We start from the raw sequence: 24721 nt of genomic DNA, 5'->3' as shown, positions 1-24721 counted from the left end.
GGAGTCCCAGATGGTGCGATGGCTGTGCTCTACGGCCCCAGAATTTCGGGCGGGCTTTTCGGTCCAGGTGTGGGCATCGGTTTGCGGAAGCAGGACAAGCAACTTGCCGCGCTCTTCAGTAGCGCGATCGGAGCAATCGACGCGGACGGATCGTTGAAAGCGATAAGCCTTAAATGATTTGGAGCGGATTTGGTGTCGAACTGAACCAATTTCGGCGACGGATTGGCAAGCGCTTTTAACTTCCTCCGAAGTATCATTCTTGACTTTACCGAAAATGAGTAACTCCGCACGAAACATGGTCTGCGCAATTGGGATCCAAGTGAGCGATTGACGACTTCGGCGCTGGCCATCGCTCGATCTTGCAACGTTCGAGGTCTGGGAAGGGGCGGAGCGGTCGATTCATGGGCAATTCCTTTGCTCCAATAAGCTATCGCTACGAAGTCGCGCTTCGAATTCGAATCCACCACTCTATATGTCGGCTATCGTCTTAGCCGCCTCGGTGACGTCGTTGTCAATGTCGTGCTGTCCCATTTCTTTGGTGATGCGATCAAAGATCTGGGCGCCGTGCTTGACAACGCGGTGAAGCCTGGCTGCCTGAGCCGGGCTTGAATCAGGGATCTCCAGAGTTTTAGAGACGTCATCTGGCGATCTGCCTCATGAACTTCATCAGCGAAACCATCCCGTCACCCGATTCAAAAAATAGTTGATTATTTTAGTCATAAATACTAAGCCGCTACCAACCGAAGATTGCGCCGCTCGACGGAGGCCAGGTTGATCGACGAGCCAGGGCCGTTTGCAGCGAATGTAGTGAAGGATTGCGGAGCGATGCGACCAACCCCCAAAAAGCATTCAACAGCCGGCAATTTTGCTGCGGTATTGAGAATAGGAGCTTTGGGATGTGCGCTGGTCGTGTGCGGTCCGACTGCATTAATAGCCTATGCTCAAGACAATATGGCTCCAGCGCCTCAGAACGAGGTTGCACCGCAGCCCCTACAGCAACCAGAGATAACCCAGTCGCCAATCATGCAGCCAACTGCACCAGTGGAGGGGAACCAACCTGGTCAGACGAATGGGACGCTGCCACATAATCTTTCGCCCTGGGGCATGTTCATGGCCGCCGACTGGGTGGTCAAGTCGGTGATGATCGGTCTCGCTTTTGCCTCGCTGGTCACCTGGACTGTCTGGCTGGCGAAGACGCTTGAGCTTGCCGGAGCAAGAGTGCGGGCCAATCGCGCGCTCAACGCCATCGGCAGTGCTCGCACGCTGCTCGAGGCTGAACGGTCGCTCGAAGGCCGCGGCGGCCCGGGCGCATCGCTTGTCAACGCGGCACGAGAGGAAGTGCGTCTTTCCCGTGAGGTTCAAGGATATGCGAACGCCGATGGTTTGAAGGAGCGCGTCGCCTCGCGCCTGTCGCGCATCGAGGCCCAAGCAGGGCGTCGCATGAGCCGCGGCACAGGAGTACTGGCAACCATCGGTTCAACTGCGCCCTTCGTCGGGCTTTTCGGCACGGTCTGGGGCATCATGAATTCGTTTATCGGCATTTCAGAGTCCCAAACGACGAATTTGGCAATCGTTGCGCCGGGCATCGCAGAAGCGCTTCTCGCCACAGCGATTGGACTCGTCGCCGCCATTCCGGCCGTTGTGATCTATAATGTTTTCGCCCGGTCGATCACCGGCTACCGGCAGCTGCTCGCCGATGCGTCGGCGGGGGTAGAACGTCTCGTCAGCCGCGATGTGGATTTTGCCACGGTGCCCTCGGCGCGCGCTGCTGCGGAGTAGGGAGGAGCGACAATGGCTGGTGGCATCAGGCACAACGTATCGGATGACGAGCTTCAGGAAAATCACGAAATCAACGTGACGCCGTTCATCGATGTCATGCTGGTCCTGCTTATTATTTTCATGGTAGCGGCACCGCTGGCGACGGTCGATATCAATGTGGATCTGCCAGCCTCGACAGCAACGCCCGCGACGCGTCCCGAGCAACCGCTCTACCTGACGCTCAAGGAAGACAAGTCTATCGCAGTCGGCAACGAAACGATTTCGCGCGAAACGCTTGGCAGTTTTCTGGATCAACGTACGCAGGGCGACAAGGAAACCCGGGTCTTTCTTCGTGCCGACCGGGCAGTTGACTACGGCGCCTTGATGGATTTGATGAACGGACTGCGCGACACAGGTTATCTCAAGATAGCTCTTGTCGGTCTGGAAAGTGTTTCTCCTCGACCCGCACCGACCGGTGAAGGCGTACAGTAGTGCATCAGCAGACAACAACTGCAACCAGAAGAGGTTTCCTGCGTCCAGATTGGCGCGAGGTTGGTCTTTGGTCGGTTGCGGGACTGGCGGTCATCGGCATTCATGCAGGTGCTGCGTGGTATGTTCAGAACTATCAACCTGAGACACCCGCAAGCGATATTGCCGCCGCCGTAATGATTGACATGGAGCCATTGCCGGCACCAGTGGTGCCAGAACCGGTTAAGGAAGAGCCGCCGGCCGAAGCTGAGCCAATCAAGCCGGATACCATGGAACAGGAAGCGGCAGCGCCCGAGCCTATCCCGGATGTGCAGCCGGAACCCGAGCCAATTAGTCCATTGGAAGAACTGATTCCGGATCAGCCTGAACCTGAGGTGGCCGAAGAGCCCCAGCCGGAACCAGAAGTGACCGACCCGCCCGAAGAACAGATCGAAGAGGTCGTGGAACTGCCAAAGGTAGAAGTGCCGCTTCCGGTGGTTCGTCCAACACCGAAAAAGCCCGACGTTCCGAAAAAGCAGGTTACCGAGAAGGTCGTGCAGAAGCCAGCGAAGAAAGCCAGCACCGCGACAGTCCAAGACGCGACGCCCCGGGAAGCAAAACAGCAACCAAGTGTTTCGAGAGCAGCGTCAGCGCGGCAATCGGAGACCTGGCGTTCAAGGGTGCAGTCTTATCTGGCGCGCAGAGCAAACCGCGCCCGTGCGGAAGGGCAGGGTACCGTCAGGATACGCTTTGTGGTTACCAATGATGGCGCGATCGTTTCGGCTAGTGTCGTCGGAAGCTCCGGCGTGCCTCAGTTAGACCAGAGCGTGCTTGAAACCATTCGGCGGGCGTCCCCAGTTCCGTCAGCGCCCGATGGAGTTGATGTATCGCGGCAAAGTTTTACCGTACCATTTCAGATAAGGTAGCCACTAACCCCTCGTGATCATGTCTGCGGCCTTTTCGGCGATCATGATCGTTGGTGAGTTGGTGTTACCCGAGGTGATCGACGGCATGATCGAGGCATCGGCCACACGCAGACCTTGAATGCCTCGCACGCGCAATTGCGGATCGACGACCGAGTCGGGATCAGAACCCATGCGGCAGGTGCCGACGGGGTGAAAGATGGTCGTGCCAACGGCACCGGCGGCTTCGACCAATTCCTCTTCCGTTTGATAGTCGGTGCCGGGTTTGAACTCTTCCGGATTGAAACGCTGCAATGGCTCTTGCGCCACAATATTGCGCGTGATGCGGATCGAATCCGCCGCGACGCGGCGATCGCTTACTGTTGTCAGATAATTTGGCTGTATGGCTGGCTGCAAGCGATGATCCGGTGACTTGACGTGTACGGAACCGCGGCTTTCGGGACGCAGATTGCAAACGCTCGCCGTGAATGCCGGGAAGGAGTGAACGCTTTCGCCAAACTTTTCCAGGGAGAGAGGTTGCACATGATATTGCAGATTGGCTGTCTCAAAAGAGGGGTCTGACCGGGTAAAAACGCCAAGCTGGCTCGGCGCCATCGACATGGGTCCCGAGCGGCTGATGAGATATTCCAGCGCAATCGCAGCTTTGCCAAGAAGGCGGTTGGCTTTCTCGTTGAGCGTAGGAATTCCGGTAACCTTGTAGGCACAACGCAGCTGCAGATGATCCTGAAGGTTTTCTCCGACATTGCGCCGTTCCAGGACCGTTTCAATACCTGCACTCTGCAAGATGTCGCCGCGACCGATGCCTGACAGTTCGAGAATATGTGGTGAGCCGATTGACCCCGCGGCCAGAATGACCTCGCGCCTGCATTGGATCGAACGGACAGCCCCGGCCTGTTCGAATTCAACACCTTTAACGGCCAAATCCTGCAGGATCAGCTTTCGTACATGCGCTCCGGTTTCAACCTTGAGATTAGGACGTCCCAGGGCAGGGCGCAGAAAAGCCTTTGCCGTGTTCCAGCGGATCCCGCGCTTCTGGTTGACCTTGAAATAGGAGGAACCTTCGTTGTCGCCGCGATTGAAATCGTCGGTACGAGGGATGCCGGCAGCTTCCGCAGCATCGCGGAATGCATCGAGGATATCCCAATGCAGACGCGCTTCTTCCACGCGCCATTCGCCACCAGAACCATGGAAATTGTCGGCGCCGAGATAGTAATCTTCAGACTTCTTGAAGTAGGGAAGGACATCATCCCAACCCCAGCCGCTACAACCGTCCTGTCGCCACAAATTATAGTCGCGCGCCTGGCCGCGCATATAAATCATGCCGTTGATCGAAGAGCAGCCACCCAAGACCTTGCCACGCGGATAACTGAGCGAGCGGCCATTTAACCCCGGTTCTGGTTCAGTGGTGAAGCACCAGTCCGTGCGCGGATTGGAGATGCAATAGAGGTAGCCAACGGGAATATGGATCCAGTGATAATTGTCCTTGCCGCCTGCCTCGAGCAGCAGCACGGAGACATCCCTGTTTTCGGAGAGACGGTTGGCGAGCGTGCAGCCGGCAGTGCCGGCTCCGATAACGATATAGTCGTAGGTTGACATTTCAGTTGTCCGGCTTGCTCTCGAGTCTTTTGCCGAAGCGCGAAGCATAAAGCTCACCGATGATGCCACGCCGAAACACAAGCACGCACACCATGAAGATGATGCCGGTGATCACGGTGACCGGAAACTCCGAAGTCGCGAGATAATTTTCGAGGGCGGCCACAAGCCCTGCACCAAAGATCGGTCCGACCAGCGTGCCAATGCCGCCGAGCAATGTCATCAACACGACTTCTCCAGACATCTGCCAGCTGACATCGGTGAGCGTGGCAAACTGGAAGACGATTGCTTTCAAACCACCAGCAAGACCGGTCAAGGCGGCAGACATGACAAAGGCAGCGAGCTTGTAACGTGCAACCGAATAGCCAAGTGAGATCGCGCGCGGTTCGTTTTCGCGTACGGATTTGAGGATCATGCCAAAGGGCGAGTTGATGATGCGCCAGATGATGAACATGCCGATGAGAAATACGGCAAGCACGAAGAAATACATGTTCAATGGCTGATTGAGGTCGATGAAGCCCAACAAGTAGCCGCGCGGTACCCCCTGAATACCGTCTTCGCCATGGGTGAAAGATGCCTGCAGACAGAAAAAGGCAAACATCTGGGCGAGTGCCAGCGTGATCATCGTCGAATAGATGCCCTGGCGCCTTATGGCAAAGAAGCCGATGATCAACCCGAGGATAGTTGCACCGAGTACACCGACAAGAATGCCGAGTTCGGTCGGAAGACCCCATTCCTTGACCGCATGCGCCGTGAAGTAAGCAGCGCCACCAAAGAAGGCGGCGTGACCAAAGGAAAGAATGCCGGTGTAGCCCAGGAGAAGATTAAAGGCGCAAGCGAAGAGTGCGAAACAAAGCACCTTCATGAGGAATACCGGATAAAAATAGAAAGGTGCGAGAATAAGCCCGATGATTCCGATCAGGATCAGCGTCGTTTCGAGTGTCAAAAGGCGTGGCTTCGGTGCAGATGTAACGGTCGCTTGCGTCATGTCATACATCCTTTCCGAACAGGCCCGCGGGTCGGACGAGCAGGACGATCGCCATGATGACGAAGATGACGATGCTGGACGCTTCCGGATAGAACACTTTGGTCAGACCTTCGAAAATACCGAGCATATAGCCGGTGATGATGGCACCTAGAATGGAGCCCATACCGCCAACAACGACCACGGCAAAGACAACGATGATCATGTTCGATCCCATGAGCGGGCTGACCTGGTAGATCGGCGCCGCCATGATACCCGCGAGCCCTGCAAGACCTGCGCCGAGACCGTAGGTGAACGTCAACAGGAGGGGCACGTTGATGCCGAAAGCACGTACCAAAGTTGGATTTTCGGTCGCTGCGCGCAGATAGGAACCAAGCCGGGTCTTCTCGATGAGCAGCCAGGTGCCGAGACAGACAACAAGGGAAGCAATGACAACCCATGCGCGGTACATCGGCAGGAACATGAAGCCAAGATTAACACCTCCAGCCAATGCGCTAGGAACTGCGTAGGGCTGTCCGGCCGCACCGTAGTAATAGCGGAACGTGCCTTCAATCACGAGTGCAAGTCCGAACGTGAACAACAGCCCATAGAGGTGGTCGAGGTTGTAAAGGCGTGACAGCGCGACCCGCTCGATGAGCGCGCCCGCCAGACCCACAACCAAAGGAGCAAGGATCAACGCCGGCCAGTAACCGATGCCGAGCTCCGCGAGCAAAAGATAGCCGACGAAAGCACCCAGCATGTACTGTGCACCGTGTGCGAAATTGATGACACGCAGCAAGCCGAAGATGATTGCGAGGCCCAGGCTGAGCATCGCGTAGAATGAGCCATTGATGAGGCCGATCAGCAATTGGCCGAGGAAAGCCTGGAGGGGAACGCCGAAGATCATGGTCATGTCGTCAGACTCCCAATGCTTCGTTGAGCATGGTCATGCGGTCGGGCAGCTCCCTGACGTGGAAATTGTCGATTATCTTGCCATGGTCCACCACATAGAAGCGGTCAGCGACCTTGCTGGCAAAACGGAAATTCTGTTCGACCAGGAGAATGGTCATGCCGCGCTGTTTCAGCGTCACAAGCACTTCGCCGATACGTTGGATGATGACCGGTGCAAGGCCCTCCGTCGGTTCGTCCAGAAGCAGCAGCTTGACGCCTGTGCGCAGAATTCGGGCAATGGCCAGCATCTGCTGCTCGCCGCCAGAAAGCTTCGTGCCAGGGCTGTTGCGTCGCTCCTTGAGGTTGGGGAACAGGTCGTAGATCTCGTCAATCGACATGCCGCCCTTGGCGACGATCGGCGGAAGATTGAGGTTTTCATCGACGGATAGCGTAGCGAATATGCCGCGTTCCTCCGGCACAAAGCCGATGCCTGCATGGGCGGTGCGATGCAACGGCACGCGCATCATGTCCTTGCCTTCGAAGGTGATCGTCCCTGTGCGTTTGCGGATGATCCCCATGATGGAGCGCAGCGTTGTCGTCTTGCCGACACCATTGCGGCCAAGCAGGGTGACCGTCTCGCCTTGGTGGATGTCGAGGTGGACGCCATGCAAGGCGTGACCTTCGCCATACCAGGCATGCAGGTCCCGGACGGAAAGCAGCGTGTTACTCATGTTCGGTCCCCATATAGGCAACACGCACGCGCTCGTCCTGACTCACGGTGCGATAATCTCCGGAGGTAAGGATTTCGCCCCGTTGCAGCACCGTGACTTTGTCGCAGAGGTCAGCGACGACCTTTAGATTGTGTTCCACCATCAAGATCGCGCGGTCTCTCGCCACCTCGCGAATGATATCCGAGACGATGTGCACGTCTTCGTGGCCCATGCCGGCCATTGGCTCGTCCAGCAACAGCACTTGCGGATCCAGCGCCAGCGTCGTGGCGATTTCGAGTACACGCTTGCGGCCATAGGACAGGTCGGCGGCGAGGTGGTTACGGGCATCTTGAAGGCCGACAGCCTCGATCAATTCCATTGCTCGTTCGTTGAGACGGTTCAGTGATCCCATCGGCAGCCAGAACTGGGTCGACAGTCGACCGGGGCGCTGCAGGGCAACGCGGACATTGTCGAGGATTGTCAGATGCGGAAACACTGCCGATATCTGGAACGAGCGCACAAGTCCCATTCGAGCCACCTTGGCCGGATCCGTCTTTGTGATGTCTTGGTCGAGTAGTGTGATCGTTCCGCTTGTCGGTTGCAGAAATTTGGTCAGTAGATTGAAAACTGTGGTCTTGCCAGCACCGTTCGGGCCGATCAGCGCGTGCACCTTGGCATGGTGCACATCGAGATCGACATTGTTGACGGCAACGAAGCCACCAAAGTCACGGCGCAGACCGCGAGCGGACAACACCACCCGCGAATCTTGACCTCCAGAGGCGCCGGGAGAGGATTGGCCTCCCCCGAACGCTGCATCATTCAGCGAAGCAGTCATTACTTGACCAGCGGGCAGCCGCTTTCGGCCGGTTTGATAAAGGCTTCGTCACCCGGGACTGTGGCCAGAACCTTGTAGTAATCCCAGGGCGCCTTGCTTTCATCCGGCTTCTTGACTTCCATCAGATAAACATCGCTGAACAGGCGGCCGTTGGGACCAACCTTCGCACCGCGGCCAAAAACGTCATCGACCGGCATTTCGTGCATCGCCGCCGCGACTTTCTCGGTGTCGTCGGTACCAGCCTTCTGAATGGCCTTCAGATATTGCGTCACGCCCGAATAGGTTGCTGCCTGAATCATGTTTGGCATGCGGCCCGTACGCTTGAAGAACTTCTGTCCGAACTCACGGGACTGATCGTCGCGATCCCAGTAGAAGCTTTCAGTAAGGGTCAGGCCCTGCGCCGCCTCCAGACCGAGACCATTTACTTCGGCCAGGGTAAATAGCAGCGCTGCGAGGCGCTGACCGCCGGACACGATGCCAAATTCAGCTGCCTGCTTGATGGCATTGGAGGTATCGAGACCGGCATTGGCGAGACCGATGACCTTTGCGCCGGACGATTGAGCTTGCAGCAGGAACGAGGAATAGTCGGTCGTTGCCAGTGGATGGCGAACCGAGCCGACGACCTTGCCGCCCTTGGACGTGACGAATTTGGAGGTCTGTTCCTCCAGCGAATAGCCGAAGGCATAGTCTGCAGTCAGGAAGAACCAGCTGTCGCCGCCCTGGGCAACCAGCGCGCCGCCAGTGCCGACCGCCTGCGAGTGTGTGTCATAGGCCCAATGGAAACCGTAAGGCGAGCACTGCTTGCCCGTGAGTTCCGTCGTGGCCGCACCGGTCACAAGGTCGATCTTCTTTTTCTCTTTGGAAATGCCCTGCACGGCAAGCGCCACCGAGGAAGTCGTCAGTTCCATGATGCTATCGACCTGTTCGGTGTCATACCACTGGCGGGCGATATTGGAAGCAATATCCGGCTTGTTCTGGTGATCTGCGGTGATGACCTCGATCGGTGCATCCAGCACCTTGCCACCGAAATCCTCGGCAGCCATCTTCGCTGCTTCGTAAGACCATTTGCCGCCAAAGTCCGCATATACACCGGACTGGTCGTTCAGGATGCCGATCTTGACCTTGCCATCGGAAATCTCGGCGCTTGCTGCAGGAATGACCGTGGCTGCCATCAGGGCAGCCGTTGCAATTGCTAGTAACTTCATTCGTATCTCCTCCCAAAGAATGACCGCTCACAGGATCATCGCATGATGGCTGTCGCGGACGGAACGGTTCAAATTGAAAACGTCAATAGAGATGCCGCGGATCCCGCCCGCATCCCGCTAGTTGTTTATCCTCCTCAATCCAGCTTTGGCTTTCCAAGCCGGACAATACTCATCCCCATGATTGCGCTGTTTCTTCCGACCGGCAACCATGATGTCGAAAAAACTCTAACATTGACAAATAGGTACACAAACATCTATTTATGCACATAATAAGTACAAAAATGTACATTTACTGAAAGAGTGCCATGCGGCAGTTTACCTGGGACGATCTGCAATATTTTCTCGCCGTTGCGCGTACCGGACAATTGACCACTGCGGCGCGAAGACTGCGCACCAATCATGTCACCGTTTCAAGAAGGATAGACCGGCTGGAAGAAGCCTTGTCGGCGCGACTGTTCGAGCGCAACCCGCGTGGTTATATCCTGACGGCGCTCGGCGAGAAGCTTATCGAGTCTGCCGAAATTGTGGAGCGCGAGGCCGATCGATTCCAGAACGAGGCTTCCGGGGGAACGATTTCCCTGAGCGGCGTCGTCCGTCTCAGTATATTGGAAGGGTTTGCCAATTTCTTCTTGGCGGACCGGCTGCCGCTGATGGCGCAGTCTTATCCAAGTCTTTCCATTGAAATGGTGACGATCCAGCAGATCGTGTCGCTCTCGCGGCGCGAGGCGGATTTGTCGATCACGCTGCATGCGACACGGACAGGTCCGTACCATCAGGAAAAGCTGATGCCCTACCGCCTGTTCATCTACGGATCGAAGGACTACCTCTCACGTCATCCGGAGATCAGACAGCAGTCAGACCTCTCCAGTCACCAGTTCATTGGCTATATCGAAGACATGATCTTCACGCCGGGCCTCGACTACATGCGCGAGATCTTGCCGGGGTTGCGCGCCTTATACCAGAGTTCCAGTATTTTCGCCCAGCTCAGCGCGACACGATCAGGCTTCGGGCTATGCATCCTCCCCTATTACATCGCCTGCAATTACCCCGAGTTGGTGCCGGTCATGCCAAAGCAGCTCCATCTCAACCGGGACTATTGGCTGATTTGCCACGAGGATATTGTCAGCACGCCGCGCATCCGCGTTTTGAGTAATTTCATCAAGTCCGAACTGGAGAACCAGACTGAGATATTTGCTGGTCAATCGCTTCTGGCGTGATCAGCCAAAGCGGTCGGGCGATAGTTTTGCGAGGAGTGCTTCGATGGCCCTTTCCGGATCTCGTCTCGCAATGAGCGCCGCTGCGAGCGTCGAGAGTGCAGGGGAGGTTTGAATGCCGTAACCGCCCTGACCGGCGAGCCAGAAAAAGCCATCGACCTCACCGTCGAAACCGGCCACGGGCGTCCGGTCCGGCGCGAAAGTGCGCAAACCCGCCCAGCTGCTCTCGACACGGGTGACCGGTATAGTGACGGCTTGTTCGAACCGATAGAGGCCTTCGGCGAGGATCATATCATCGACATAAGCATCATGCGGATCAACCGGTGTCTCATCGCAGGGTGAAACGAACATTCGTCCCCCATCGGGCTTCATGTACCAGGCTTCATTCACGTCATCCACGAGCGGCCAGCTTCTGGTGTCATGGCCGTCCGGAGCGGGCAATACTGCAATGGACCGCCGCATGGGCGTTAGTCCAAGCGGGCGAGCGCCGAAGAGTCCAGCAGTGATATCTGCCCACGCACCCGATGCGTTGACCACGGTTTTGGCGTGGAATGTGCGGTCGCCCGTCTCAACCTCCCATTCACCGGCGACCCGGTTAGCCCCAACAACTTCGCATTTTGTGTAAAGTTGAACGCCCAACCCGGTTGCTTTCCGCAGCCAGCCCTGATGCAGAGCGTTGACGTCGATATCCCAAGCGTCGTCCTGGTAGCACGCTGCCTTGACATGATCGCGATTAAGGATCGGAACCATGTCAATGGCGCGATCGATATCAATCGCCTCTATTCCAACGCCATTGCGGACAAAGTCTTCGCAAGCCTCAATACCATCTTCGCCAGCGACGGTTAGAGACCCGCGCCCGGTCAGCAACGGCGCTTGAAAAAGGCCGACATCGCGCTGTTGGAAAAGCGGTGCGCTGGCTTGGTTCAATCCACGAATAACATCATTGCCGTAGTTGGGAAGGAAGATGGCGGCAGAGCGACCGGTCGAGTGATATCCAGGCTGGGTTTCACGTTCAAGAATCACGACCCTATGTGTGTCGGCCAATGCGGCTGCGACACCCACACCGGCGATGCCCGCGCCAATCACAAGGACATCAGTTTCGATTATTTCGGTCATGCTGAACCCAGGTCTCTAAGGTAGGGATTGCCGGTGATGGATACGGCGAAGGCGCCAGGATCGATATCCGCAAAAATTAAACTTTCCGCATCATCGCTGCAGGCCGCGATCAGACTGCCATCGGGCGCGGCAATTCGTGAGTTTCCAGCAAACGTAAATCGTTCGTCAGCACCAGCATGATTGATGTAGGCGACGAAAATCTGGTTCTCGAAGGCGCGGGTTTGGATCATGTGATTGGCGATGAACGTTCCGGAAGGGCCGGCAGGAAGAGCTGTCGGCACAAGCACGGCGTCGACGCCGGCAAGGGCGAGCCGGCGGACGTTCTCTGGGAATTCCACATCGTAGCAGATCAGCATGCCGAGCTTCAGACCGCTCAATTCGACAATACAACTAACAGGTGTTTCCGGCTTGAAGAGCGATCGCTCATAATCGCCGTAAAGATGCGATTTGCGGTAGATCGCAGGTGTGGCGTGGCCATCGACAAATGCAGCGCTGTTATAAACGTCCGCGCCAACACGCTCTGCAAAACCCGCAACGATGGCGATGCCATTTGCCGACGAAATGGCTTGCAATGCCTTGATCTGGTCGCCATTCGCCGTTTCAGCCAATGCGGTGATTGCGTCTCCTGCGCCATAACCCGTGATGCAAAGTTCTGGCGTAATCAAAAGGTCAGCACCGCCTTGAGCCGCCTCAACAGCCGCTCGTTCGATGCGCCCGAGATTGGCCTGCACGTCACCGGAGACCGATTGCATTTGCAGAGCTGCGACACGCATCATGATTCATCCGACGCCATTGCGCCGAGCAGCTTGGGCAGATCGCCGAACTTCGCGACCAAAGAGAAGATGACGGCAGCGGTGAAAACGAAAAGTATGGTCACGGACGCCATTGTCGGCGTGTAGCCGTAACGCAGTGCATTGAAGATCTTGATCGGCAGCGTTTCCAGTGTGAAGCCAACGGTCATGTACGCGACGATGTATTCGTTGAGCGATAACACGAAGGCGAAAGCGTAACCCGATACGAGATAGGGCAGGATCAGCGGCAGCACAACCGTGCGAAAAATGGTTCTGTCATTGGCACCCATTGTGGCGGCTGCTTCGACAAACGAGCGGTCGATAGCCGAGAAGCCGAGCGATAAGGTGACCAATGGCAGAGTAACAAAAAAGATCGCGTGTCCGATGACCGCGGTCCACGGCTGGCCGTAGAAACCTGTCGTCGCCCAGAAGGTCAGCAGCCCGAGTGCCGTGATGACCGGAGGCAGGGTGAATGGCGCGATGCCAAGGACCTGAAATATGTTCGCCCACGGCGCGATGCGACGCCACAGAAACCACGACAACGGGAGGGCAATTAGGACAGCGAGCGCGGCCGAGGTCGTTGCCAGAACGACCGAGGCGATCAGCGCGCTGCGCCACTCAGGGTTGGCGAAGATTTCGCCATACCAGCTGAGGGAAAAGCCCTGTGGCGGAAAGGCCAACGTCTGCTTGGCATTGACCGATACGCCCGCCACAACGATCAGCGGCAAGCTGAGGAAGAGCCCGATGAGCAGGAAATAAAATCGCTTGAGCCAATGGGTCATGCCTTTTCTCCCTTGCGGCCGATGAGCAATGTCAATGCCACGAGGCCGAGCGTAACCAGCACAAGAAAAACAGCCATCGCCGCGGCAAAGGGCATATTGGACTGATAGATCGCCTGATCGGTGATGAGAACCGAAAGCGTCCAATGTTGCGGCCGGCCGAGGATCTGCGGCAACAGGTACGAGCCGAGCGCGAAGATGAAAACCATGATGAGCGTCGCCATGATCGTATTGCGCAGCGCAGGCACCAGTACGTTGAAAAAGGCACGGATGGGCGAAGAACCAAGGGTTCGCGCCGCCTCCATCAGAGTGGGATCGAGGCGAACGATGGCCGGGTAGAGCACGAGGATCGTGTAGGGCAGGGCTTGATAGACCATACCTGTCGGCACGGCGCCGAAACTCGGGAACAGCGCGACGGGCTGCTCAAGAAGCCCGATCTTTACGAGCAAATTGCTGAGGCCTGCCGTGCGCGAGAGCAACGTTGACCAGGCAAACCCGATAATCACCTCCGACAGCGAAAGCACCGAGAGAAGTGCAACAAGCCAGATCACCTGCAAGCGCCGTGTCAGCCGCGAAAGCAGGTAAGTGAAGGGCAGTGCCAGCACGACGCAGCAGATCGCGACGGTCACTGCAAGCATCAGTGAAAAGCCGAGTACGCCCCCGAAGAACGCGGTGAGGAAGCGCTCGTAGTTGGAGAAGACGAATGCTGGTGTGTAGAAGCCGCCTTCCTGCCGCTGAAAGAAGCTGACGGCAATCATCGTGCCAAAAGGCACAACGAAGAAGATGAGCAGCATGCCGGCAGGAAAGAACAGGGGCCCATAATCGGCGATGGATTGAGGTGGTTCGCGCTTCATTGCTTCAGCACCACGCAGACATCAGGGGACAGAGCGATGCCTACGGCCTGGCCGGCAGTAACCTCGGGCCGTTCGCGCGGGGTTGATACGGCAATGATCTGCTGGCCGCCGGCTTCGACAAACGTTTCGATTGTGCCGCCCAGATCGCGGACGAAGGTGACTGTTCCATCGATGGCACCATTGCCGGGTGCTGTCAGGTGGACGTCTTCGGGGCGCACCGAAATCGTGGCCTTCTGTGCGCCGGCGGGCAGGACAATGCCTTGAACCCGATGGCCGAATATGGTCGCCGCACCGGAACTGTCGACTTGAGTTTCGATCAGATTTGTCGAGCCGATGAAATCCGCAACGAATGTATCGGCAGGCTTGCGGTAAATTTCGATCGGTGAGGCCGCTTGCCTGATATGGCCGCCATTCATGACCACGACCGTATCGGCCATGGTCATCGCCTCGCGCTGATCGTGAGTGACGACGATGGTCGTAATTCCGAGCTTTTGCTGAAGCTGCCGTAGCTCCACTTGCATGGCTTCGCGCAACTTTGCGTCCAGCGCAGAGAGCGGCTCGTCGAGCAGGAAGATCTTCGGCGACAGCGCCAGAGCCCGGGCGATAGCGACGCGTTGACGCTGACCTCCGGATAGCTTCGACACCGGCCGGTCGCCATAGCCGGACAAATGGATGAGGGTGAGCAATTCGTCGACGCGTTTTTTCTGCTCTTCGCGGGATGCTCCGCGAATGCGCAGTGAGTAGGCAATATTTTCACCGACACTCAGATGCGGAAACAGCGCCAGCGATTGAAACACCATTCCAAGATTCCGCTTGTGCGTCGGAACGTCCGTAATATCGGCTCCGTCGAGCAGGATCGTGCCATTCGTGGGGTCTTCAAGTCCGGCGATCATGCGCAACAGCGTGGTCTTGCCGCAACCGGATGGTCCAAGCAGGCAAACAAAGGTACCGTGCGGCACCGACAGATGCACATTGTCGACCGCGGTGAATGCGCCGAATTGCTTGGTGACATTGTTCAAAACCAGTCCGGACATAAGTCCCCCGTCTCTTTGGTTGTGTTTTGGCGGCCCCACCCCTTGCAGCAAGCAAAGAATGAGGCCGCGCAGTGTATTAACCGACGATCAGCTCAGTCCATTTCTGATTCAGCCAGTCGGACTTGGTTGTATAGAGGTCATAGCGCGGAATGATCGGCTCGATATCAGAAGATACAGCCGCGAATTCCTTGTCGCTCAGATCGAGCAGTTCGCGTTTCACTGTCGGAGAAGTACCTACCTTGCGCGACAGCGTCGCCTGAATGGCAGGCTGGCTCATGTAGTCGATGAAAATATGTGCTTCGTCGACCTTCTTCGACGCGCGCGACAGAGCCCAGCAGCCGGAGTCCTGAACGCCGCCTTCCTTGGGGAAGGTGGAACGAACCGGATGACCCTCGGAGGCAGCGAGGCCCGTCACATCGTGGTAGTACTGACCCATCGGAATTTCGCCGGACTTCAGCGATTGTTCGAACTGGGCCTCGTCACGGTACCACAAGCGAACGTTGGGCTTGACCTCTGCAAGCTTATCGAAGGCCTTCAGCAGGCCTTCTTCCGTATCGAGGGCGTTGGTGCTGCCAAAGAAGGTCTTTGCCGTTATTTCCAGGAGGAAGGAGTTCGACACCAGTGCAAGCAAGCCAAGCTTGTCAGCGTTGGCCTTGTCCCAGAAAGCCGCCCATGATATGGGCGCCTCTTTGTAAACATCGGTGTTGGTAACGAGCGTGATGTACCATGAGACGGCGCCGATACCCGCGACGGAGCCATCGGGGTACTTGTTGACGAAGCGGTCAATGAGGTTCTTTGAATTCGGAATCTTTGCCAAATCGAGAGGCGTCCAAAGTTTGGTCGTCTGGCCCTTCAGCATTGCCACCTGCGACATCATCGAGACGTCGGCGGGAGCGGCTCCAGCTTTTGCAGCCTGCTCAAGCTGGACGAGCCAGGCTTCGCCTGTCGGCTCCGCGACGGATTCAACTGCAATGCCTGTCGCCTTGGTGAATTCCGGAAAGATGTTCTTGTCGAACGAGTCTTTGAAGTAGCCGCCATAGACGCCAACCTTCAGCGACTTGTCCTGCGCGCGCAGGATGTTTGGCATTGCCAGAACGGCGGCACCCATCACGCCGGCGCCGAGCACCGTGCGGCGACTGATGCTCTTCTTCAGAAAAGTGTCCATTTGTCGTATCTCCTTTTTAAAAGCCAGTTTACTGGCCGATTTCCCACTTCTGTTTTTGTCTGATGTTCAGCTGTCGTTCAATGCTGACGAGCGGTCCGGAGCTCCAATATCTTTGTATAGCGCGTCAGCGGATAGCACAGAACAAAATAGATTAGCGCTACCAATCCATAGACCGTGAAAGGTTCGAACGTTGCGTTGTTGATGGCATTCGACGTGCGCACCAACTCCTCAAAACCAATAATCGACGTTAGTGCAGTGCTCTTGATCAACTGCACCAGAAAACCGACCGTCGGTGCCCGTGTAATCGCGAACGCTTGCGGCAGGATGATGAGCCGCAGCTGCCCTATGTAATGCAAGCCGAGGCTGCTGCCCGCATCCCACTGGCCGCTTGGCAACGACTGCACGCCGCCGCGCCAGATTTCGGCGAGGTAGGCACTTGCACAGAGCGTTAGCCCAAGGACTGCGGCCGTCCACGCTTCAATACGGAAGCCCAGCAACGGCAGGCCGAAGAACAACAGGAACAACTGCATCAGCAGGGGTGTGCCTTGGAAGAGCCCGATGTAGTATTCGGCAGCGCGACGTAGCCAGCGTCGCTTGGATATACGAAGCAACAAAATCGCCACCCCGGCAATAGAACCGCCGGCAAAGGCCACGATTGAAAGCAGAACTGTCCAGCGAGCAGCCAGCAGCAGATTGCGCACGATGTCCCAGAAAGTGAATTCGATCATGCCATGCCTCCGGCGATCGCGCGTCGTCCCCCAGCAAACAACAAACGGCGAAGGCCGATGCTCATTCCGAGATAGACCAGGGTCACGATGAAATAGGTTTCGAAAGCGCGGAAAGTTCGCGCCTGCAGCATGTCCGCCTCGTAGGTGAGCTCGCGAACCGCAATCTGCGAAACAACCGACGACTCCAGCATCATGATGATGATCTGGCTGGTCAGTGCCGGGAAAATGACTTTCAGCGCCTGCGGCAGCACGATCTTGATGAATACGAGCCACGTCGGCAGACCCAGCGCCGCCGCAGCTTCCCTCTGACCTTTGGGTACGGCGTCGAGCCCGGAACCAACGATCTCGGTGGTGTAGGCGGTCATGTTCAGCGTCATCGCCAGCATGGCGGCAACGACCGGATCAAGACGAATGCCAAACCGCGGCAGCCCGAAGAAAATGAAGAAGAGCTGCACCAGAAATGGTGTATTGCGAATGAGCTCGACATAAGCCGCGACGGCCTTGCGCAAGATGGGATAGCGGCTGCGCTTGGCCGCGGCGCCGAATATGCTCAGGATGACGCCAGCAACCGTGGTGACAGCGATCAGGAAGATCGTCATCGCCGCGCCGCTGGCGATCATGCCGATTGCGCCATTCAGCCAGCCAAAGTCGAGCGCATAGCCCACAGATCAATCCTTGAGGTTTTCAGGATTGAGCGGTGTCTTCAGCCAGGCTTCCGAGCTCTTGTTGAGGCTGCCATCGCTCAGCATCTTGGCCACGGTGTCGTTGATGGCCTGCTTGAGGCGATCTTCCTTCTTGTTGAGGGCAATGTGCGACGGCGATGTCAGCAGCTGGAATTTCTGCTCGGGAGCCAGAGCTTCCTGGCGTGCAAGAACCTGTGCACCGACATCATTGCCGACTACCATCAATTGAGTCTGGCCGGAAATGAAAGCCTGGATCACTGAGTTGTAGTTGTCGAAGCGCTTGACGTCGGCCGAAGCCGGAACCACCTCGGTGAGCGACGTGTCTTCCAAGGTGCCACGATTTACGGCAATGCTCTTGCCCGCAAGATCGTCCTTGTTCTTCACTTCAAGGGCCTTCGGACCGATAACGGCAATATAGTAGGGCGCATAGGCTGCTGCAAAATCGATGACCTGTTCGCGCTCTTTGCTGTAACCGACACTCATAAGAAGATCGACGCGATGCTCGGTCAAATAGGGGATGCGGTTCTGTCCAGTAACACTGACTGGAACAAGCTTGACCTTCAGGGCATCGGCGAGCGCCTGGGCAACGTCCATGTCATAGCCCTTAAGCGTCATGTCGGCGCTGGCGGAAGAGAAAGGCGGGAAGTCGGCAAAGACGCCGACATTGAGGACGCCCGCCTTGGTGATGTCGTCGATCGCGTCGGCATTGGCCGCACCTATGCTCGCTCCGCTGATCAGCAGCAGGGCGGCAAAGGATGATCGCAGTGTTGTGTAGATTGTCATTTTATTCCCCTTCGTTGTTATTGTGATTGATGATTCTGGATGCATCAGCGCTTGCCCTGAACGAACGGGCTGAACACCATCAGGCTGAGGATTTCGAACAGCACCTGAGCACCCGCATGGGCTGTATTCGTCGTCGCATCATACTGTGGCGCGACTTCCACCACGTCACCGCCGACGAGGTTGATACCCTTGAAGCCGCGGATAAGCTCGAGTACTTCGCGCGTCGTCAGGCCACCGACTTCCGGAGTACCTGTGCCCGGTGCAAAGCTTGGGTCGAGACTGTCCACGTCGAAGGAAAGGTAGGTAGGACCATCGCCGACAATTTTTCTCGCCTTTTCGATAATAGCGGGAATGCCGAGACCGGTTACTTCTTCCGCATGAACGACCGTCATTCCGGATTCGTAGGAGAACTCCCACAGATATTCTGCCGATCCGCGAATGCCGATCTGGATCGTACGGCTCGGATCGAGCACGCCGTCGAGGACCGCATTGCGGAAGGGACCGCCATGATGGAATTTTGTCTGATCGAAGGCGCCGCCCGTATCGCAGTGAGCGTCGATATGGATCATGCCCACCGGGCGCTTCTTGCCGACAGCCTTCATGATGGGATGGGTAATCGAATGATCGCCGCCTACTGAGAGCGGTACAACGCCGGCCTCGACGATCTGGTTGATGTGACGTTCAATGTCATCATGGCTCTGCTCGAGCCTGTAACGACTGGCAAAAGGCACGTCGCCAATATCCGCAACGCGCAGGTCGAATACAGGCGCGCATTCAAGAACGTGATTGTACGGACCGATGCGCTCAATGGTCCGGAGCGCTCGAGGGCCGAAACGCGAGCCAGTGCGATTGGTAACGCCAAGATCCATCGGCACGCCAACCATGGCGACCTGGAGATTGCCGAAATCCGGATTGCTGGAATCGACGGGCATATGGGGAGCGGTCAGAAAGGTCGGCATGCCCGAATATGGTGCAAGGCGCGTACCGCTTTTTGAAAAGATCTTGTCTGCGACCTTGCGGAATGTCGGATCAAACAACTCACCGCCGTGGCTCTCACCATATTTCGCGCGCAGTTCGTTCAGCTTTTTCTCATCCCAAGATGCCATGACAAGTATCCCAATGTCGTAAGTGCGCGGGGATAATACGGATATGGCGTGTGTTGCTGATAGATATCCGTCGGTGTCTGTTCCCCGGGCATTTTGCCTCGTTGGACGTATTATCGGTGCAAAAGGCACAGAAAAGCAATTGACATTGTTATAGCTTATTGTGTGAATAAATCTCACATGACTTTCCGACAATTGACGGCTAATGGAATCCTATGACGCAAGGTCGCCTGCCCCCGCTGAACCCGTTGCGCGCCTTCGAGGCGACTGCCCGGCATGGCTCCGTGACTGCCGCAGCGCGTGAACTTAATGTTACACACGGCGCAATCAGCCATCAGATAAAAGCGCTGGAGGCTACTCTTGACGTCCAGCTGTTTGAACGTGGCGCCCAACGTCTCAAGCTCACGCCGCAAGGGGCGCTCCTCTTGCCGACGGTATCAAAAGCATTCGAGGATATTGCCGCGACGACTGCGCTGATCAAGCGCCCGACGACGAGCGGTGAACTCACGGTGACCTGCGTGCCCGCGCTGCTTTCGCTGTGGCTCATTCCCCGGATGAACCAGTTTACCGAGCAATATCCGGACATCAGACTGACGCTGATTGCGTCGAACGAGCCAGATCATCTGCACTCGTCGGATGTCGATGTCTGCGTGCTTTATGGTCATGGCAATTGGGCCGACTGTTGGATAAGGCTTTGGACGACACTCAAGCTCTTCCCCGTCGCAAGTCCAACGCTGCTCAATATGCGGCCTCTTCGCTCCGTGCGCGATCTGCGCAATCACGTGCTCCTGCACGGCGATGATGGACGGGAATGGAACACCTGGCTGGCCGCAGCCGATGCAACCGAGCATGCCCGTGGCGCACAGCATTTCATGAGCGATGCGCGCCTTTCGACGGAAGCGGCTGTTTACAGCCAAGGCGTTGCGCTGGGCGATACAATCACCGCCAGCCATCTCATTGCCAAGGGTGAACTGATCGTCCCATTTGACCTAACCGTGCCGGCGAACAACGCCTTCTACGTCGCCTGCCGCAATGAGGTGCGCAACGCACCGATCATCAAGGTTTTCATCGATTGGCTGTTTGCCTCGCTGGAGACAGATACAATCACCGAACCGCAAACCTCGGCGCGTCGGATCATCCGGCCACGCAACGGCAAGGTCAGTACTCAAGAGCGTCTGGCCACACCTCCATCCATCCCGACGACACGCCCGAAACGGCTGGATCGCGCGCTGAAACGCCGCGCAAAAATCGACATTCGATAGGACATTCCGATGACAGTTGCTTTACTCAACCCGCTTGTCACCCGCTTGTCGCCCCCGCCCATACCGGCTGTGCAGGCATGGGGCAAATCCTATGATGGCAGTCTTGGCCCGTTGATCGACCTGTCTCAGGCCGTTCCCGGCTACCCGCCGCATCCGGATATGCTGCGCTGGCTGGGCGAAGCTGCGTCATCGCTTACCTACACCAATTATGGTGCGATCGAGGGTGAGGCAGCTTTGCGCGAGGCCTACGCGGCACACGTGTCCGAGCTCTATGGTGCAGAGATTGCCGGTGGCAACATTCACATCACATCTGGCTGCAATCAGGCGTTCATCTGCGCGGTGATGGCTGTTGCGGCAGCGGGTGATACGGTGCTGATGAGCAATCCGTTCTATTTCAATCATGAGACGACGCTGTCGATGTTGGGAATCAAAACGGGCTTCATCGTGTGCGATTCTGCCAATGGTTTTGTTCCCACGGTGAATGCCGTCGAACGTGCGCTGACACCTGGCGTTCGCGCCATTGCTCTCGTGACACCCAACAATCCGACGGGTGCTGTTTATCCGCCAGCACAGTTGAAAGCTATTTTCGACGTCTGCCGGAAGATTGGGCTTTGGCTGATTCTGGACGAAACCTACCGCGATTTCCTACCCAACGACTTCGGCGCTCCGCATGGTCTCTTGAGGGAGGAGGGCTGGCAGGAAAATTTGATCCAGCTCTATAGCTTTTCGAAGTCCTTCTGCATTCCGGGACATCGGCTAGGCGCGCTGACCGCCAGCGAAAACGTCGTCGAAGAGATCGCCAAGATCATGGACAATTTGCAAATCTGCGCGCCGCGTGCCGCGCAGGGCGCCGTGGCGCGGGCCTTGCCGGCGCTCGTTCAATGGCGGGCAGGTAACCGGTTGGAAATCGAAGCGCGCGCCAGGGCATTGTCCGAAGTGATGACAGATCTTGACGGCTGGAAGCTCGAAGCAATGGGCGCTTATTTCGCCTTCATCCGCCATCCTTTCGAAGACCGGTCATCGACCGAGGTTGCGGAGCATCTCGCCAAGAAGGCCGGAATTCTCAGTATTCCCGGCGAATATTTTGGCGCAAAGCACTCTCAATTCCTGCGCTTTGCCTTCGCCAATGCCGATGCCGAGACCATCCGGCAGCTACGTGGCCGGATGGTCGATATCAGTCTGTGAACTAGCGATGGCGATCAGTCCGCCAGCTTGGTAAATCAGTAACCCAGTGCCGCTCCAGAACCTGATCGACTGTCTATAGCGCCGTTGTAGCGTGCGCCTTTGCCTGCTTCGATGTCGGTGAGGCTCTCGCCGCCAACCAGAATACCGGCAGCCTGCCCCCAGATCGTCCAGTCCTTGTCGATCTCGACATCATGGCCCATCTCGGTGAGAATTTTGCGCGTGTCAGACGAGAGGGCATAGGGCTCCATATAGACCTTGTCCGGTAGCCATTGGTGGTGGATACGCGGCGCGTCGATGGCTTCCTGGATATTCATGCCGTGATCTATGACATTGATAATGGCTTCGAGCGTGATCGTGATGATACGTGCGCCACCGGGACTGCCAATGACCATGAAAGGCTTGCCGTCCTTGGAAATGATCGTCGGGCTCATGGAAGAAAGCGGTGTCTTCTTCGGCTGAATGGCATTGGCTTCTCCCTGCACCAGCCCATAGAGATTGGCGGCACCCGGCTTGGCCGTGAAATCGTCCATCTCATTATTAAGCAAGATACCTGTTCCGGGAGCCACGACACCCGCGCCGAAGGAGCCATTGAGCGTATACGTGACAGCCACTGCGTTTCCCTCGTCGTCGACAATGGAATAATGTGTCGTCTCTTTACTTTCGCCAAAGCCCTTTGGCATCAGTTCCTGCGATACCCCGGCCTTGAACGGATTGATCTTCTCGCGAATTTCCTTGGCGTATTGCTTGTCGAGCAATTTCTTCACCGGATTATCGACAAAATCCGGATCACCAAGCGATGTGTTGCGATCGACATAGGCATGGCGCATGGCCTCTATCATTGCGTGAACAGTCTCGGCAGAACCGTATCCAAGATAGCCGAGCGGATAACCTTCGAGAACATTCAGGATCTCGCAGATGATGACACCGCCGGAACTCGGCGGAGGTGAGGAAACGATATCATAACCGCGGTAGTTGCATTTGACAGGCTCAAGTTCGCGCACGGAGTACTGTTCGAAATCGGCCTTTGCCAGAATGCCGCCTGTCGCCGCGCTGGCTTTCACGATGGCATCTGCAGTTGCGCCTTTGTAGAAAGCATCGGGGCCTTTCTCCGAGATGCTGGATAAAGTCGCGGCCAAATCGGGCTGGACCAGAGTCTCTCCGATCGCGTAGGTTTTGCCGTCCGGCTTCAAGAAGATGTCAGCGGATGCTTTATCCTTGGCAAGTTTCTTGGCGCCGCCCTGGAGCGAGGTGATGTCGCCCTGATCAAGTACAAAGCCGTCTCGTGCGAAACGGATCGCGGGCCCCATAAGTTCTTCCCGCGACTTGCTGCCATATTTGGCTCGGGCAGTTTCAAAACCGAGGACGGAGCCGGGCACTCCGACGGCGAGATAACCATTTGTGCTCAAACCCTTGACCATATTGCCCTTGTCATCAAGGTACATTGTCTTCGTCGAGGCCATCGGCGCGCGTTCGCGGAAATCAAGGAAAGTGGTCTTGCCATCTTTGAGACGGATGGTCATGAAACCGCCGCCGCCAATATTGCCCGCCGTGGGATAAACGACAGCCAGCGCATAGCCGACAGCAACAGCAGCATCCACCGCGTTGCCACCGGATTTCAGTACATCCACGCCGACCTGCGATGCGAGATGCTGCGCAGTGACCACCATGCCGTGCTCGGCCTTCACCGGTTCTGGCGATGCAGCAAATCCTGTCGTAGCGGACAGCAGGCTGATGCTGAATGTTGAAGCAAACACAGCGGTTCTCATAGATACACACTCCATGATTCTCTCTCCCAGTGGAATAACAGGACCCAAAGTGGAACTCTTCCTGTACGCATGTCCAGCGAAACGAAGCGGAACGGATGGCTCAAGCGTCTTGATCAAGCTCAGGATAGTGACGGAAAATTCCGGACTCATTGAAATCGAGGCGGCGATCCGAAGCAAGATACTTTTGGATGTTCGGTCGCTTTTCAACGGCATCGTGTACGGCAATAATTTTCGGATACCGCTCACCGAAATTTTTGGTGCCTCTCGGGAAGGCATAGCGCAACCCTTCGATGACCTGAAACAAGGAAAGATCGACATAGCTGAGTTTCGCACCGACTGCGAATTTATTGCCTTCAGGATTTTGTTCGAGAACGCGCTCGAAATAGGACATGAATTTTGGGATGCGATTTTCAATGAAGTCGGCCGAGCGTTGTTTCGCGGCCTCTTTTTGATCTTCGTAGTATTTAGTTGTCGCGATCGGGTGGTGTGTATCGTGCACCTCGGCCACAAAGTCGGTGATCGTCAACTGCAAGCCATTCGCGGTATAGCGCAATGCTTCGTCTTTCGGCGCCAGGCCCAGCTTCGGTCCGAGGTAAAACAGTATATTGGCGACATGCGATACGATCAAATCACCGTCTTTGATAAACGGCGGCGCAAAGGGAATGTAGGGCGCGGACTTGCTCTTAAGCAGCTTCATCATTGCTGCAGTGCCATCCGATTGGCGCGCAACGTCTATATATTCAGCCCCAGCCTCTTCGAGGGCCAATCTCACGAATTCGCCGCGCCCCTGCAATCCGTCCCAGTAATAGAGTTCGTAGGGCATAGAGATCCTCCTTCAGCCATGTCTGGGGTTATCGAAACATGGGAATGTGGCGGAGACCAGCGCTAAAGCACGCAGATTTTTGATGAGT

At 56.6% G+C, this 24721-nt stretch carries 26 protein-coding genes; 8 read left to right on the top strand and 18 right to left on the bottom strand.

The features are described from left to right. Window positions 1-18 precede the first annotated feature (18 nt). The 4 genes from FHS21_RS16885 (at window position 19) to FHS21_RS16870 (ending at window position 3152) form a co-directional block, all read left to right on the top strand. Window positions 19-177, top strand: coding sequence for a type 2 periplasmic-binding domain-containing protein (locus tag FHS21_RS16885; RefSeq protein WP_183663223.1), 159 nt, complete (start codon window positions 19-21; stop codon window positions 175-177). Between the two features lie 648 nt (window positions 178-825). After that, the gene (exbB, locus tag FHS21_RS16880) at window positions 826-1779 is read left to right on the top strand and encodes a tonB-system energizer ExbB (protein WP_183663220.1); all 954 of its coding nucleotides are present in this window, start codon (window positions 826-828) and stop codon (window positions 1777-1779) included. A gap of 12 nt (window positions 1780-1791) precedes the next feature. Further along, on the top strand, window positions 1792-2250 hold the full coding sequence (exbD, locus tag FHS21_RS16875) for a TonB system transport protein ExbD (RefSeq protein ID WP_112531377.1): 459 nt from the start codon (window positions 1792-1794) through the stop codon (window positions 2248-2250). Beyond that, complete coding sequence (locus tag FHS21_RS16870; RefSeq protein WP_112531378.1) at window positions 2250-3152, top strand: energy transducer TonB family protein; 903 nt, start codon at window positions 2250-2252, stop codon at window positions 3150-3152. The genes exbD and FHS21_RS16870 overlap by 1 nt, the downstream gene beginning before the upstream one ends. 3 nt (window positions 3153-3155) lie before the next feature. On the opposite strand, the gene FHS21_RS16865 is transcribed toward FHS21_RS16870, so the two are convergent. From FHS21_RS16865 to FHS21_RS16840, 6 genes are all read right to left on the bottom strand, one after another. Continuing rightward, window positions 3156-4745, bottom strand: coding sequence for a GMC family oxidoreductase (locus FHS21_RS16865; RefSeq protein WP_183663217.1), 1590 nt, complete (start codon window positions 4743-4745; stop codon window positions 3156-3158). Between the two features lies 1 nt (window position 4746). Beyond that, complete coding sequence (locus FHS21_RS16860) at window positions 4747-5739, bottom strand: branched-chain amino acid ABC transporter permease (protein ID WP_210283546.1); 993 nt, start codon at window positions 5737-5739, stop codon at window positions 4747-4749. After that, window positions 5732-6619 (bottom strand): branched-chain amino acid ABC transporter permease, encoded by an 888-nt coding sequence (locus FHS21_RS16855; protein WP_183663211.1) that lies wholly within the window; start codon window positions 6617-6619, stop codon window positions 5732-5734. Before FHS21_RS16855 ends, FHS21_RS16860 begins: the two co-directional genes overlap by 8 nt. A 4-nt stretch (window positions 6620-6623) precedes the next feature. Continuing rightward, on the bottom strand, window positions 6624-7328 hold the full coding sequence (locus FHS21_RS16850) for an ABC transporter ATP-binding protein (protein WP_183663208.1): 705 nt from the start codon (window positions 7326-7328) through the stop codon (window positions 6624-6626). Next, window positions 7321-8058 carry an ABC transporter ATP-binding protein gene (locus FHS21_RS16845; RefSeq protein WP_210283554.1) on the bottom strand — a complete coding sequence of 246 codons (738 nt, stop codon included), beginning with the start codon at window positions 8056-8058 and terminating at the stop codon, window positions 7321-7323. The genes FHS21_RS16850 and FHS21_RS16845 overlap by 8 nt, the downstream gene beginning before the upstream one ends. 83 nt (window positions 8059-8141) lie before the next feature. Further along, window positions 8142-9347, bottom strand: coding sequence for an ABC transporter substrate-binding protein (locus FHS21_RS16840; RefSeq protein ID WP_112531383.1), 1206 nt, complete (start codon window positions 9345-9347; stop codon window positions 8142-8144). Between the two features lie 42 nt (window positions 9348-9389). Between FHS21_RS16840 and FHS21_RS30430 the strand changes: the two genes are divergently transcribed. After that, complete coding sequence (locus FHS21_RS30430) at window positions 9390-9617, top strand: hypothetical protein (RefSeq protein WP_112531384.1); 228 nt, start codon at window positions 9390-9392, stop codon at window positions 9615-9617. A gap of 35 nt (window positions 9618-9652) precedes the next feature. Then, window positions 9653-10564, top strand: coding sequence for a LysR family transcriptional regulator (locus tag FHS21_RS16835; protein ID WP_183663205.1), 912 nt, complete (start codon window positions 9653-9655; stop codon window positions 10562-10564). Here the strand turns inward: FHS21_RS16835 and FHS21_RS16830 are convergent, their stop codons facing one another. The 10 genes from FHS21_RS16830 to speB all read right to left on the bottom strand — a co-directional run bounded on the left by FHS21_RS16830 (window position 10565) and on the right by speB (window position 19600). Beyond that, window positions 10565-11677: an NAD(P)/FAD-dependent oxidoreductase gene (locus FHS21_RS16830; RefSeq protein WP_183663202.1), complete on the bottom strand. Its 1113-nt coding sequence runs from the start codon at window positions 11675-11677 to the stop codon at window positions 10565-10567. It abuts the gene before it with no gap. Next, window positions 11674-12453 (bottom strand): carbon-nitrogen hydrolase family protein, encoded by a 780-nt coding sequence (locus FHS21_RS16825; RefSeq protein WP_183663199.1) that lies wholly within the window; start codon window positions 12451-12453, stop codon window positions 11674-11676. The genes FHS21_RS16830 and FHS21_RS16825 overlap by 4 nt, the downstream gene beginning before the upstream one ends. Then, window positions 12450-13250, bottom strand: a complete 801-nt coding sequence (locus tag FHS21_RS16820) for an ABC transporter permease (protein WP_112531388.1) — start codon at window positions 13248-13250, stop codon at window positions 12450-12452. Before FHS21_RS16820 ends, FHS21_RS16825 begins: the two co-directional genes overlap by 4 nt. Beyond that, window positions 13247-14101, bottom strand: coding sequence for an ABC transporter permease (locus tag FHS21_RS16815; protein ID WP_183663196.1), 855 nt, complete (start codon window positions 14099-14101; stop codon window positions 13247-13249). The genes FHS21_RS16820 and FHS21_RS16815 overlap by 4 nt, the downstream gene beginning before the upstream one ends. Then, a complete protein-coding gene (locus tag FHS21_RS16810; protein WP_183663194.1) occupies window positions 14098-15135 on the bottom strand; it encodes an ABC transporter ATP-binding protein in 1038 nt (345 codons plus the stop codon). The genes FHS21_RS16815 and FHS21_RS16810 overlap by 4 nt, the downstream gene beginning before the upstream one ends. 76 nt (window positions 15136-15211) lie before the next feature. Continuing rightward, the gene (locus FHS21_RS16805) at window positions 15212-16300 is read right to left on the bottom strand and encodes an ABC transporter substrate-binding protein (protein ID WP_183663191.1); all 1089 of its coding nucleotides are present in this window, start codon (window positions 16298-16300) and stop codon (window positions 15212-15214) included. A gap of 77 nt (window positions 16301-16377) precedes the next feature. Continuing rightward, window positions 16378-17028 (bottom strand): amino acid ABC transporter permease, encoded by a 651-nt coding sequence (locus FHS21_RS16800; protein ID WP_183663188.1) that lies wholly within the window; start codon window positions 17026-17028, stop codon window positions 16378-16380. Beyond that, on the bottom strand, window positions 17025-17693 hold the full coding sequence (locus tag FHS21_RS16795; RefSeq protein WP_183663185.1) for an amino acid ABC transporter permease: 669 nt from the start codon (window positions 17691-17693) through the stop codon (window positions 17025-17027). The genes FHS21_RS16800 and FHS21_RS16795 overlap by 4 nt, the downstream gene beginning before the upstream one ends. A gap of 3 nt (window positions 17694-17696) precedes the next feature. Further along, window positions 17697-18494 carry a transporter substrate-binding domain-containing protein gene (locus FHS21_RS16790; RefSeq protein ID WP_183663182.1) on the bottom strand — a complete coding sequence of 266 codons (798 nt, stop codon included), beginning with the start codon at window positions 18492-18494 and terminating at the stop codon, window positions 17697-17699. A gap of 44 nt (window positions 18495-18538) precedes the next feature. After that, entirely contained in the window at window positions 18539-19600 is a 1062-nt protein-coding gene (speB, locus tag FHS21_RS16785) for an agmatinase (protein WP_183663179.1), read from the bottom strand. Between the two features lie 212 nt (window positions 19601-19812). Between speB and gcvA the strand changes: the two genes are divergently transcribed. Together gcvA and FHS21_RS16775 are read left to right on the top strand one after the other, a co-directional pair. Then, window positions 19813-20859, top strand: coding sequence for a transcriptional regulator GcvA (gcvA, locus tag FHS21_RS16780; protein WP_183663176.1), 1047 nt, complete (start codon window positions 19813-19815; stop codon window positions 20857-20859). Window positions 20860-20868: 9 nt separating this feature from the next. After that, window positions 20869-22044 (top strand): aminotransferase, encoded by a 1176-nt coding sequence (locus FHS21_RS16775; protein WP_183663173.1) that lies wholly within the window; start codon window positions 20869-20871, stop codon window positions 22042-22044. A gap of 35 nt (window positions 22045-22079) precedes the next feature. On the opposite strand, the gene ggt is transcribed toward FHS21_RS16775, so the two are convergent. Together ggt and FHS21_RS16765 are read right to left on the bottom strand one after the other, a co-directional pair. Beyond that, window positions 22080-23810 (bottom strand): gamma-glutamyltransferase, encoded by a 1731-nt coding sequence (ggt, locus tag FHS21_RS16770; protein WP_224506467.1) that lies wholly within the window; start codon window positions 23808-23810, stop codon window positions 22080-22082. A 100-nt stretch (window positions 23811-23910) separates the two neighbouring features. Beyond that, a complete protein-coding gene (locus FHS21_RS16765) occupies window positions 23911-24633 on the bottom strand; it encodes a glutathione S-transferase (RefSeq protein WP_183663170.1) in 723 nt (240 codons plus the stop codon). Window positions 24634-24721: the final 88 nt, after the last annotated feature.

This window comes from Phyllobacterium trifolii (assembly GCF_014192095.1).
Classification (GTDB): Bacteria; Pseudomonadota; Alphaproteobacteria; order Rhizobiales; family Rhizobiaceae; genus Phyllobacterium; species Phyllobacterium trifolii.
Note: the sequence above shows the minus strand (reverse complement) of the source record. Positions and strands in the feature narration are given on the sequence as shown.